This is a genomic window from Lederbergia lenta NBRC 16444 (genome assembly GCF_001591545.1).
GTDB lineage: Bacteria > Bacillota > Bacilli > Bacillales > Bacillaceae_C > Lederbergia > Lederbergia lenta.
Window position 1 is genome coordinate 1807141 of sequence record NZ_BCVC01000001.1, and the last position, 12429, is coordinate 1819569.

Here is a 12429-nt window from a genome sequence, read left to right on the forward strand (position 1 = left end):
TTTTAAAAGCTTCACCTGAATGATTATTGCTTGATACCTTTTTGATGTCAAGCAAATGTTCTTTAAAGATCATGATTGAAGTATTGCATTCTGAAAGCATGTATGATAAATTATTAAAGTATCTTTAATGAGTAAATTGAAGTGATGAACGATGAAATAGTATTACTTCAGCAACGGGAGGGAATTATATATGCCAAAGCAATGTGTTATCACTGGTCGTAAAACAGGAACAGGTAATAACCGTTCACATGCTATGAATGCTAATAAACGTACTTGGGGAGCAAACCTTCAAAAAGTACGCATTCTTGTTGACGGAAAACCGAAACGTGTATGGGTCTCTGCAAGAGCCCTTAAATCCGGTAAAGTCGAAAGAGTATAAACTTGAATTTATTTGCAAGTCAAGTTCACTTATTGAAACGTTGACGAGCTTCACATTATGTGAGGTATTGCAAACAAAAAAAGGCGCCTGCTTAGGTGCCTTTTTCCATTTCTATAGAAATATTGATTTTGTTAACTCTCTATACTTACTCTTTTTTAAACGTGCCCAACATCGCTCTAACTATCCCTCCCAATAATCTTGGCAGTTTGAATGTATAAAATCTCATAAAAATTCCCTCCTAGTCTGAAAACGGGTTTCAGTCAATCCTATTATATTCGTCATAAATGAATAAGTACGCGCCCTTTTAAAATAAGGCTCTTATTAATCTGTACTTCTTATCATCATTAATATGCCATTTTCGAATAAAAAAGTACCCGTTTCTTGGAGAAGTTCATTACTAATACATAAAGATGAACCGAATGGCACACGATGATTATATAGTGGATATTTAAAACCAAGCAGTGTCAATCCTGTGACATTATTATCAAGAGGGATAAATGAGATATACTTTTTCTTGCCATTGGCTTGGAGTAGATGTTTTCCTGGATAATGAACCGAGAGTGTATTCTGAACATCAATTACTTCTATCTTTACAGTTGAATATTTTTTCTGATATATAGAGAGCATCAGTGCATTTGCCATAAAATGATCCAGTCTACCTCCAGTAGCACCAAATATTTTAATATGTGTAGGATTTTGTTTAAGGGCCCACTCCATTGCTAACTGCATATCTGTTTCATCTTTTTCTGGTTTAAAGCGACTCACTTCATCTATTTTACTAACAATACTTTTCCAATCTTCTTTTGATACGGAATCAAAATCACCTACTGCAAAGTCAGGTATGATTCCTGACTCCAATAAGTAGGTTACACCTCGATCTACACCCATCCATTTTACATCTTTTTTATTATTAAAAATGACAGATGGTATGAATTCTTTAGGTCCGCCGGCAACAATATAAATAATTTTTTCTGTATTCATTTAGTTAGTTAACTGTAAACGGAGTTCGTTCATAGCTTTTTGCCTATCCGTCTGGCTAAATATAGCCGAACCAGCAACAAATATATTCGCTCCGGCATCTTTGCATAATTTTAACGTCTCGCTATTTATTCCTCCGTCTACTTCAATATCAATATCCAGTTCTTTACCAATAATCATTTGCTTAATTTCGCGGATCTTTGGTAAGACTCCCTGTATGAAAGATTGACCACCAAAGCCTGGATTTACTGTCATTACTAGTACCATGTCGACATAATCGATAATACTACTGATAGATGAAGCAGGTGTACCCGGGTTTATAACTACCCCTGGCTTCGCCCCGAGCCTTCTAATTTCTTGTACCGTTCGGTGAATATGAGGCGAAGCTTCCACATGAATCGTAATATAATCTGCTCCGGCATCTATAAATTGCTCAATATAGCGATCGGGGTTCTCTATCATTAGATGGACATCCAGCGGGAGACTAGTAACTTTTCTTACTGCCTCTACAATGAATGGTCCCATTGAAATATTCGGCACAAAATGTCCGTCCATCACATCAATATGAATCATATCTGCTCCTGCTGCTTCTGCTTCTTTCACTTCTTCAGCAAGCTTCGAGAAATCAGCAGCTAATATAGAAGGTGCTATTTTCATTTGCATCTTAATTAATACCTCGGCTTTCTACCTTTTATTTCTTCCATGAACTGTTTATAGTGATCATAGCGATATAGAGGTATTTCCTCACTTTCTACACTTGATTTCACTGCACATTTCGGTTCATTTATATGGATACATCCTCTGAACTTACATTTACCACTAATTCGTGACATCTCTGGAAAATAATGCGCTAAGTCTTCCTCTTCTATTCCTGTAAACTCCAATGAACTAAAACCGGGCGTATCAGCGACAAGACCGCCCGCAATTTCAATTAACTCCACATGACGCGTAGTATGTTTCCCGCGACCTAGATGTGTAGAAATCTCATCCGTTTTCAAGTTTAATTCAGGATTCAATACGTTTAAGAGTGATGATTTACCGACTCCAGATTGCCCAGCAAATACACTGGTTTTTCCGTTTATAAAAGGTTTAAGTTGTTCTATCCCTTCCCTTGTTGTCGAAGAAAGCATCATCACATCATACCCGAAACTACGATAATCTTCCATATACTGATTAATCTCTTGTTCATCCTCTAAGAGGTCCTTTTTTGTAATACATATAATCGGCATTACATTTGCCGCTTCTACGATTACTAAGAACCGGTCAAGAAGTGCCGGGCTAAATGCCGGCTCGGATGCTGAGAAAACAAGGATCGCTTGATCAATGTTAGCAATCGGCGGTCTTACTAATTCATTTTTTCTTTCTTTAACGTCCATAATATAGCCTTCTTTATCATTCTCGGCTTGAAAAGAGACGATATCACCTACTAAAGGGGAAATATTGTTAATTCTAAATACACCGCGCCCTCTACATTGAACGATTCCGTCATCCGAAAGTACATAGTAGAATCCACTTAACGCTTTAATTATTTTACCTTCTGGCATAGCACACTTCCTTTGTTATTAATAATTAGTCCTCTGGATACTCCACTTCTTCTTCTATTATCACTTCATTGTCTCTAACCACTTTATAACCAGCCTTTTTACCCTTCTCAACTGTTAACTCAATTTGTTCCGTAACAGGACCTTCGATCATAATTGTTTTTGCAGGTACAGTCATACTATTGTTCATATCTTCAATGAAAATTTTTATTTCTTGCGGCTCTGCCTTAACCTCTCCTCCAGTTTCCCCTTCTTCTCCGGGTTTCACAGGAGCTTCAGGCTCTTTAGGTTCATAAGTAATATTGATTTCTTTCGTAACTGTTTTTGGCGGGATTGCTTCTTGACCTTTTGATATAACTACCTTCACTTTGCTACCTTTTGTTAGTTCTGTACCAGGTGCTGGATCTTGTGAGATAACAAGGCCCGCATCTACATTATCATTAAATTCTTCACTAGACATATCAATTTGCAAGCCGCTTGATTCCTCATAGCTTTCTAAACCTTTTATGTTGTTTCCCTGTAAATCTTTTAACGTTATTTTCTCTTCACCAGCACTAACAATAAAGTTCAATGTTGTTTCCTCTGGCACTACTTCCACATCTACTCCAGGCTCCTGTTCTAAAATAGTCCCTGCCGGTGAATCATCATGTCTAGGTTCACTAGTAATATCCTGAAATCCCTCGTCATCAAGTAATTGAGTGATCGCTTCAAATTGTTTACCCCTATAATCTGAAAGCCGAAACTTTTCTTTCCCACTGCTAATATACACATTAACAGTGCTCCCTTTTTTCACCTTGTTATTTGCCTTGGGGTCTGTTTTTATTACTACACCTTCAGGAAATTCCTCACTCGATGTATCAATGCTTTGATCTACAACTAAGCCAGCATCTACTAATTTTAATACAGCATCATCGTAATCTTCTCCGCTTACATCAGGAACAGGAACATTTTGCGAATTAAATATAGCAGGCAATGCAATTACATAAATGAGTAGCGATAATAAAAGTAACATAATGATGGATCCTATAATCCATGGCCATTTTTTCTTACGCTTTGTTTTATCACCTTTTTTGTTTTTCGTCTTTTTCTTTGGTTTTTGTTTAACCTTATCTTTGGAGCTTTTCACTGTTGATTGATCTTTTTCATGTGGTACCGTGTTGCCATTATGATTATATGGCTGATGATCCACTATTACAGGAATCGCCTTAGTTGCATCCATATCTTCTGGAATCACAAATTTTGGTTCATTTATTCTTTCAGGGTTTAATGCTGATTCAAGATCACTTCCCATTTCCTCCGTGGTCTCATATCGAAGAAATGGATCTTTAGCAGTAGCTTTTAAGACAATATTTTCAACACTTTGCGGAATGTCCGGATTCCACCGTGATGGAGAAGGTGTATCTGATTGCAAATGCTTTAATGCTATAGAAACAGCAGATTCTCCTGAAAAAGGAAGTCTCCCCGTTAATAATTCAAACATGACGATACCGATTGAGTATATATCTGATTTTTTAGTAGCCATCCCACCGCGAGCTTGTTCAGGAGATAAATAATGTACCGATCCTAAAACCGCATTTGTTTTAGTGATGGAAGTTGAACTTAATGCCATTGCAATACCGAAGTCCGTAATCATAACATGGCCATCGTGATCGATTAAAATATTTTGTGGTTTAATATCTCGATGCACAATATGATTTTGATGAGCGTGATCCACAGCAGAGGTCAACTGTTTCATAATATCAATTGTTTTCTCAATAGAGACAGGATGATTTTGTTGAATGAATTGCTTTAAAGTCATCCCATCAACATATTCCATAACTATGTAATAAATATCACTTTCTTCTCCAACATCAAAAATATTAACTATATTTTCATGATTTAAGCTTGTAGCAGCTTGTGCTTCTCTTTGAAATCGACGTATAAATTCATCTTCAGTAGCAAAATCTAATCTTAATACTTTTACAGCTACTTCTCGTTCTAGGATAATATCATGGGCTAAGTAGACATTTGCCATGCCTCCGCCGCCAATCATTCTAAGAATTTTATAGCGTCCGCTTATTCTGCGGCCAATCAACATTCCTCACACCTGCTTTCTATGCAGGACCCATGTTCAACTACCGCTACAGAAATATTATCTTCTCCACCATTTTGATTAGCAAGGTTAATTAATATCTCGACTTTTTCATTCAATGGATGTGCATTCTTTAATACTGTCTCGATTTCGGATTCCGACACTTTATTCGTTAAGCCATCTGAACATAAGAATATTTTATCTCCTTGTTCAAAAGTAATCGTTGTTATATCCATATCAATGGCTTGTTCGGTACCTAATGCCTTCATCAATACATTTTTTCGCGGATGCAATTCCGCTTCTTCTCGGGAGATTTGCCCCGTTTTGATCAGTTCATTAATGAGAGAGTGATCCTCTGTTAGCTGCTTAAACCCAGCTTCATTCATCACATAGCATCGACTATCACCTATATTAACAACAGTAGCAAACAAATCTGTACAAATAGCTGCAACAAGTGTTGTACCCATACCATCGTATTCCATATTTTCTTGAGCACGTGTTAAAATTTTCTGATTCACAGCTTCTACATTTTTTAAAAACCAGTTTCCCGCTTGTTCAGGAGTCATTGCATTATCTACAGCAGCCCATTGTTCCTCAAGACTGTTAACAGCAATTTGGCTAGCTACTTCACCAGCATTATGACCTCCCATACCATCTGCAATTACAGCCAAGGTTTCGCCTAATTTATTAGTAAAAATACCACCGCTGTCTTCATTTTGCTTTCGGACTTTACCCTTATCAGTTTTATAAATAGCTGTCACAAGTATTACCTCGTTTCTTCAATATGTTTCGTCAGCAAATACTCACAGTACTACTGACGAATCATTAAATTTTTCTATTTTTTTTGAAAGCATGAGATAAAAAAACCATCTCCACCGAAATCCTGGGGGAAAATTTGAAGTATATGTTTATTTATACCTTGTAATGCTAATAAGCTATTTGGAAGTTGCAACGGATATGGCTCAAACTCGGGATGTCTATTCAAGAAATTTTCTACAGTTTGATTATTCTCATCTTTATCAACTGTACAAGTACTATACACTAATAGTCCATTTTTCTTCACTAATGGAGCAGCAGCATCTAGAATTGTTTGTTGTACCGTTGCCAAAGAAAGAACATCATTCATTGTCTTTGTGTATTTAATATCAGGCTTTCGACGGAGCACACCTAATCCTGAACATGGAGCGTCTATAAGTATTCGATCGAAGTACTCCTGTTCATAAATTTCTCCCGCTTGACGGCTGTCCATTGCTTTTACATTAATATTGGGAAGACTAAGCCGTTCAGCATTTTCTGAAATTAGCTTTACTTTATGTTGGTGGAGGTCAAGTGCTTCCACTTCACCTGTTCCATTTAATAATTCGGCTATATGGCCAGTCTTACCACCTGGAGCGGCACAAGCATCAAGTACCTTCATATTTGGTGCGATTTCAAGAGCATGCGCAACAGCCATCGAGCTTTCATCCTGAATCGATATATATCCTTTTTGATATACATCCGAATTCACTAGATTGCCTTTTATCACTTTAATTGCTTCAGGTATAATCTGGCTTAGTTGAACAGAATACCCTTCCTCTTCTAGCGTTTTAACAACTTCTTCTCTTGTTGTTTTCATTCTGTTTACCCTAGCTGATTGCATAGGAGCTATTAAATTTTCCTCACACATCGCCTTCGTCGTATCAAAACCAAACTGCTCCACCCACCTCTGAATAAGCCAATGTGGGTGACTTGTTTCGATAGCAAGTCGTTCTAAAGGATCGTTAATTGTCTCTAAACTAGGCAAGCCCTGCCTTTGAATAGACCTTAATATTCCATTTACAAGTCCAGTAATGCCTTTATGCCCACGTTTTTTTGCAATTTCCACAGATTCAAAGATAATTGCTCGATCTGGTATTTTATCTAAATAAACCATTTGGTATACTGACATTCTTAGTAGAATACGAACCCAATCATCTAGTTTCTTTTTTAGAAAAGGTTGAAGGTAAAAATCAAGGGTCATTTTCCTTTGAATCGTCCCATATACTATTTCTGTTAATAGCCCCGTATCCGGTCCAATAATTTTTTGCTTTTTTATTACTTGGTTTAATAGAAGATTACTATATGATTGATGTTTATCGATTGCTTCAAGTACTTCTAAAGCAGCTTCTCTTACATTTTTTCTTTGTTTATTCATCTGTTTGTCCTATTCTGAGGCCTGCACTTATTTCTGCTCCAGCTCCCCTTAGATATTGCTCCACCGACATTTTCTTTTTACCTGCCGGCTGTAATTCTAACACTTTAATACCAATTTGATTACCTGTGGAAATAATAATACCATCTTCTAGCACTTCAGCTATTCTACCAGGCTCCATTGTCGATGAAAGAGCAACTTTTTCTGCTTTCCATATTTTAAGTACTTGTCCATTTAGAGTTGTATATGCAATTGGCCATGGTCGGAGTCCTCTTATTTGGTTAAAGATAACTTCTCCACTATCATTCCAATTGATCTTTTCTTGTTCACGTTTAATATTATAAGCATATGTTGCTTCATCATGATTTTGTGGTTGCGCTATAATTTTCCCCGCTATAAGTTCTGGTAGTGTAGCCGCTAATAAATCAGCTCCGGTTTCACTAAGTTTAGCAAACAGTGTGCCAACATCATCTTCTTCTGTAATCGGAATTTCCTTTTGACTGATGATGTCCCCCGCGTCTAGTTTTTCTACCATATACATTATCGTTATGCCAGTTTTCTTTTTCCCTTCTAAAATAGCATAATGGATTGGTGCGCCACCCCGTAATTCCGGTAGGAGTGAGGCATGAACATTGATACACCCTAACTTAGGCACCTCTAAAATAGCCGCAGGTAATATTTGTCCGTAAGCTGCCGTGACAATCAAATCGGGTTCCAATGCTAATATTTTCTCTGTCTCCTCAGGCAAACGGATTTTTTCAGGCTGAAAAACAGGAATATTATGCTGTTCAGCTTCCACTTTTACCGGTGGCGGGGTCAATATTCTTTTGCGACCAACTGGTCTGTCTGGCTGTGTAACTACTGCAATTACATCAAACCCCTCAGTGATCAACCTGCGTAATACTAGTACAGAAAAATCTGGTGTCCCCATAAAGATGACTTTTGTCATTTCTAATCACTACTTTCCAATTTCATTTAGACAACACAATGTAGGTAACAACTGCGATGCCACACGACATGGCTTATACTTAGCCGTTGTTCTTATATCCGCCTCTCAACTAGCAGACTTCACGACTTCTCCCTGCGATAAGTCAACATCGATTCGCCTTGTAGACTTATGTTGTTTCATTTATCTCATACTTTAAGGATCCTCGACTAAATCCGCCACGCCCTGTGGCAACGTCGACGCACCCGGGCGCAGTCTGTACGTCGATGATCAAGGCGCTTCCGCTATTCTTTATTACATCATCATATAAGGGTTGACATCTATTGAAATGGTCAAACCTTCTTTGATATATTGTTTTTGATAGTGCTCTAATACTTTTTTTAAGGCTGTGTTTAATTCTGGTTCATGTTTGTATTTTATCAAACATTGGTATCGATATCTATCATTTATCCGTGGGATGGAGGATGCGACTGGACCGAGCATCATTGCTTCACTAGATATTTTTGTGCCCATATATTTTGCGATTTTATCAGTTGTTCCAAATGCTTTCATCAAATCTTCATGACTAACAGTGATCATTACTAAATAGTAAAAAGGTGGATATGAACCTACCTTCCTCATGACCATTTCTTGCTGATAAAATCGCTCATAATCTTGCAACCCTGCGAGTTGAATACTATAGTGCTCAGGTGTATATGTTTGAATAATTACTTCACCCACTAATTCATGCCTACCAGCTCTACCACTTACTTGCGTAAGCAATTGAAATGTTTTTTCTCCTGCTCTAAAGTCTGGTAGATGTAGCATCGTATCAGCACTTAATACTCCGACGAGCGTTACGTTTGGAAAATCGAGACCTTTTGCAATCATCTGTGTCCCAAGTAATATATCGGCTTTTCCTGATTGGAAATGATCTAAGAGTTTTTCATGTGCCCCTTTTCTACTTGTCGTATCTACATCCATGCGCACAATTCTAGCTTCAGGTAATAGTTTAAGTAACTCTTCTTCCACTTTTTGCGTACCAGTACCAAAGTAGCGAATATGGGTACTGGTACATTCTGGACATGTTTGAGGAACCCCAGTATCGAATCCGCAATAATGACATTTCATTTCATTAGAATAGCGGTGATATGTCAAAGAAATATCACAATGCGGACATTGCATGACATAACCACAATCACGGCACATCATAAACGATGAATGTCCTCGCCGATTCAAGAATAAAATAATCTGCTCTTTTTTGGCGATACGATCTTCCATTTTTTCAAATAATTCTTTCGAGAACATCGAGCGATTGCCGTTTCTCATTTCTTCACGCATGTCTACGATCGACACCGGAGGAAGGCCTCGATCATTCATTCGTTTTGATAAAGTTAGTAATTGATAAACATCCTTTTTAGCCCTTGCAAATGATTCCAACGAAGGGGTAGCACTCCCAAGTATGACAGGACATTGATGAAATGCTGCTCTTTGTATCGCTACATCTCTCGCATGGTAGCGTGGAGTCTCCTCCTGTTTATAGCTTGTTTCATGCTCTTCATCAATGATAATAATGCCTAGATTTTCGAATGGTGCAAAAATGGCTGATCGTGCTCCAACAACAACCTTCGCTTCTTTACGTTGAATTTTACGCCATTCATCATATTTTTCTCCTATCGATAGACCACTGTGCAAAACAGCTACATCATTACCGAATCTACTTTTAAAGCGGTCAACCATTTGAGGAGTTAAAGCAATTTCCGGTACGAGTACAATCGCGTCTTTCCCCTTTGTCAAAACCGCTTGAATGGATTGTAAATAAATTTCCGTTTTCCCACTACCAGTAACCCCAAATAATAAAAATGTGTCGTGTTTTTCCTCCTGGATAGTATGAAGCACTGGTTTAATTGCAGTTTGCTGTTCATTTGTCAGCGGAAGAGGCTTAGTAGGAACAAAGTTTTTATGTTCATAAGGATCACGATATATTTCTTCTTGCATTTCTTCAAAGACATTTTTGTTTACTAAAGTTTTAATCGTTGACTGTGACACGCCCGAACGTTCCATTAGTTCTTTCGCAACATATTTTTCAGCCGGATAATCTAAAAGGTACTTAAGTGCCTTCTTTTGCATAGATGCACTTGGGCGAAGGGAGTTCATTAAATTTTCTATCGCTACCTTATCAATCATTAACTTTAATACTCTTATCATTTTTTTACTGCCGCGACTTTTAACAGAGTAAATTACTTCTACATTGCCGTTTTTTATTTCTTTATGCAAAGCTGGAAGTTGCTCCTTGTTTTCCGCCTCATCCCATGCAATCTCAGTACGATCCTTAAAAATATGGTCGAGCACAGGGTTTGCATTGTTGTCTATTCTTCGGATTTTTTTCTCATACTTTGCTTTCATTGCAGCTGGGAGCATTGCTTGATAAGCGGCAATTTGAAAAGATAAAGACTCTTTCGCAAGCCATTTTCCTAATGCAAGCAGTTCATTATTTAAAACCGGTGTTAAATCTAGTGGTTCTGTAATTCCTTTTAACTTCGAAATATCCGTATTATTTTTAAGACCTGTAACATAGCCTTGGATGGTGCGCGGTCCAAATGGAACCGCAACTCGCATACCGGGCTCGATGATACCCAACCACTTTTCTGGAATAAGATAATCAAATTCTCTATCAGTCCCAAGCGCAGGAACATCAACAATCACAGTAGCGATATTCATGTTGCTTAGTCATCTCCTAACTTAAGAACGATCTCCGTCAATATTTGCTTCGCTGTTTCATGTTTAGTTAAAAGCGGCAATTCCTTCACTGAATTGTCTTTATGAAACATCGTTACGATATTTGTATCACCTGCAAAACCAGCACCTTGCGCAGTCACATCATTAGCGATAATCATATCTGCATTTTTCTTCTTTAGTTTTTCTCTAGCATATTGCTCGATATTATTTGTTTCTGCCGCAAAGCCTACGAGAAATTGTTGATCCTTTCTCTGTCCCATTTCCAGTAGTATATCTTTCGTCCTTTCCATTTCAACAACTAAATTACCTGACTTCTTTTTCATTTTCTCTGGAGAGATAATTTTAGGTCGATAATCCGCAACAGCAGCACTTTTTATCACGATATCTGCATGATTAAAATACTTCATCGTTTCTTGGAACATTTCTTCGGCTGTACTTATGTTTATTAAATTCACCCCAAATGGTTTTGGCAAATGATCAGATCCAGATATTAACGTTACTTCTGCCCCCATTTTGTTTGCTTCCTCAGCTAAAGCATAACCCATTTTCCCACTTGAACGATTTGTAAAATAACGGACGGGATCTAGCTTTTCCTTTGTGGCTCCTGCTGTAATTAATATTTTTTTTCCTTTTAATAACTGTTTCTGGTTGAAAAATGATTGAATAGTTTGTACGATTACTTCCGGTTCTTCCAATCTACCCTTTCCAACATATCCACAGGCAAGATAACCTTCTCCTGGCTCAATAAATCTGTATCCATTATTATAAAGTGTGCTAATATTCTTTTTCACTGCGGGATGGTCATACATATGGACGTTCATCGCAGGTGCAATCCAGACAGGTGCAGTAGTTGCAAGTAGTGTAGTAAGGAGCATATCATCAGCAATGCCATTTGCCAGTTTGCCAATAATATTTGCTGTTGCCGGAGCGATTACGATTAAATCAGCCCAGTCAGCTACATCAATATGTGCGATCGAGGATGGTTCTTTTTCGTCAAATGTATCTGTATATACTTCATTTCTTGATAATGCTTGAAAAGTGAGTGGAGTAACAAATTCACACGCAGATTCAGTCATAATTACTTTAACTGCACATCCAGCTTGTACAAGTTTACTCGTTAATGCTGCAGCTTTATAAACAGCAATGCCTCCAGATACACATAATAATATATTCTTTCCTTCCGACATATTAATCCCTCACTTTATCCTTCAAAATTTTCAGCAGGTCATCATTTCAGTTAATTATGTATACATGATATGTGTTGTAAATTGACGCTTAAGCTTTAAATAATATTTTATGCTTTTTCATCTGATAAGAAAAGGCAACCTATACGTAGGTTGCCTTTTCTTTGTATTAGGGAACTATAGACTTTTTATTTAAGTACATTTTTATGTTATAGCCTAATCGAAGTTTAACGTTTTAATCTTGGTCGCTCGACTTTTTAATTTTCAATACGCCGTCATAAATTTCTTCAAGAGATTTGCCGACATATTTATCAGATAAATATTTTTCTAATAATGGATCTTCATCTTCTTGAAATTGGCGTGCTCTTCTTGCCGAGATAGTCACGAGTGAATATTTAGAGTCAATTACTTTTAATAATTCATCAATAGATGGATATAACAT

Annotated in this window: 12 protein-coding genes; 1 reads left to right on the top strand and 11 read right to left on the bottom strand. The window is 37.4% G+C overall.

Annotated features, from left to right (window positions below; all coding sequences use genetic code 11):
• The first annotated feature begins 190 nt into the window (after window positions 1-190).
• Window positions 191-379 carry a 50S ribosomal protein L28 gene (gene rpmB, locus BLE01S_RS08580; protein WP_066139780.1) on the top strand — a complete coding sequence of 63 codons (189 nt, stop codon included), beginning with the start codon at window positions 191-193 and terminating at the stop codon, window positions 377-379.
• Window positions 380-524: 145 nt separating this feature from the next.
• On the opposite strand, the gene spoVM is transcribed toward rpmB, so the two are convergent.
• From spoVM to rpoZ, 11 genes are all read right to left on the bottom strand, one after another.
• Window positions 525-605 (bottom strand): stage V sporulation protein SpoVM, encoded by an 81-nt coding sequence (gene spoVM, locus BLE01S_RS08585; protein WP_066139783.1) that lies wholly within the window; start codon window positions 603-605, stop codon window positions 525-527.
• Window positions 606-700: 95 nt separating this feature from the next.
• Window positions 701-1360 (bottom strand): thiamine diphosphokinase, encoded by a 660-nt coding sequence (locus tag BLE01S_RS08590; RefSeq protein ID WP_066139786.1) that lies wholly within the window; start codon window positions 1358-1360, stop codon window positions 701-703.
• Window positions 1361-2014 (bottom strand): ribulose-phosphate 3-epimerase, encoded by a 654-nt coding sequence (gene rpe / locus BLE01S_RS08595; RefSeq protein ID WP_066141064.1) that lies wholly within the window; start codon window positions 2012-2014, stop codon window positions 1361-1363.
• Window positions 2015-2025: 11 nt separating this feature from the next.
• On the bottom strand, window positions 2026-2901 hold the full coding sequence (rsgA, locus tag BLE01S_RS08600; RefSeq protein ID WP_066139789.1) for a ribosome small subunit-dependent GTPase A: 876 nt from the start codon (window positions 2899-2901) through the stop codon (window positions 2026-2028).
• A gap of 25 nt (window positions 2902-2926) precedes the next feature.
• The gene (gene pknB, locus BLE01S_RS08605; protein WP_066139792.1) at window positions 2927-4975 is read right to left on the bottom strand and encodes a Stk1 family PASTA domain-containing Ser/Thr kinase; all 2049 of its coding nucleotides are present in this window, start codon (window positions 4973-4975) and stop codon (window positions 2927-2929) included.
• Complete coding sequence (locus BLE01S_RS08610) at window positions 4969-5730, bottom strand: Stp1/IreP family PP2C-type Ser/Thr phosphatase (protein ID WP_066139795.1); 762 nt, start codon at window positions 5728-5730, stop codon at window positions 4969-4971. The genes pknB and BLE01S_RS08610 overlap by 7 nt, the downstream gene beginning before the upstream one ends.
• Before the next feature lie 74 nt (window positions 5731-5804).
• Window positions 5805-7142 carry a 16S rRNA (cytosine(967)-C(5))-methyltransferase RsmB gene (rsmB, locus tag BLE01S_RS08615; protein WP_066139798.1) on the bottom strand — a complete coding sequence of 446 codons (1338 nt, stop codon included), beginning with the start codon at window positions 7140-7142 and terminating at the stop codon, window positions 5805-5807.
• The gene (fmt, locus tag BLE01S_RS08620; RefSeq protein ID WP_066139801.1) at window positions 7135-8088 is read right to left on the bottom strand and encodes a methionyl-tRNA formyltransferase; all 954 of its coding nucleotides are present in this window, start codon (window positions 8086-8088) and stop codon (window positions 7135-7137) included. Before fmt ends, rsmB begins: the two co-directional genes overlap by 8 nt.
• Window positions 8089-8379: 291 nt before the next feature.
• Window positions 8380-10785 carry a primosomal protein N' gene (gene priA / locus BLE01S_RS08625; protein WP_066139804.1) on the bottom strand — a complete coding sequence of 802 codons (2406 nt, stop codon included), beginning with the start codon at window positions 10783-10785 and terminating at the stop codon, window positions 8380-8382.
• Window positions 10786-10790: 5 nt separating this feature from the next.
• Entirely contained in the window at window positions 10791-11990 is a 1200-nt protein-coding gene (gene coaBC / locus BLE01S_RS08630; protein WP_066139807.1) for a bifunctional phosphopantothenoylcysteine decarboxylase/phosphopantothenate--cysteine ligase CoaBC, read from the bottom strand.
• A gap of 232 nt (window positions 11991-12222) precedes the next feature.
• Complete coding sequence (gene rpoZ / locus BLE01S_RS08635; RefSeq protein WP_066139810.1) at window positions 12223-12429, bottom strand: DNA-directed RNA polymerase subunit omega; 207 nt, start codon at window positions 12427-12429, stop codon at window positions 12223-12225.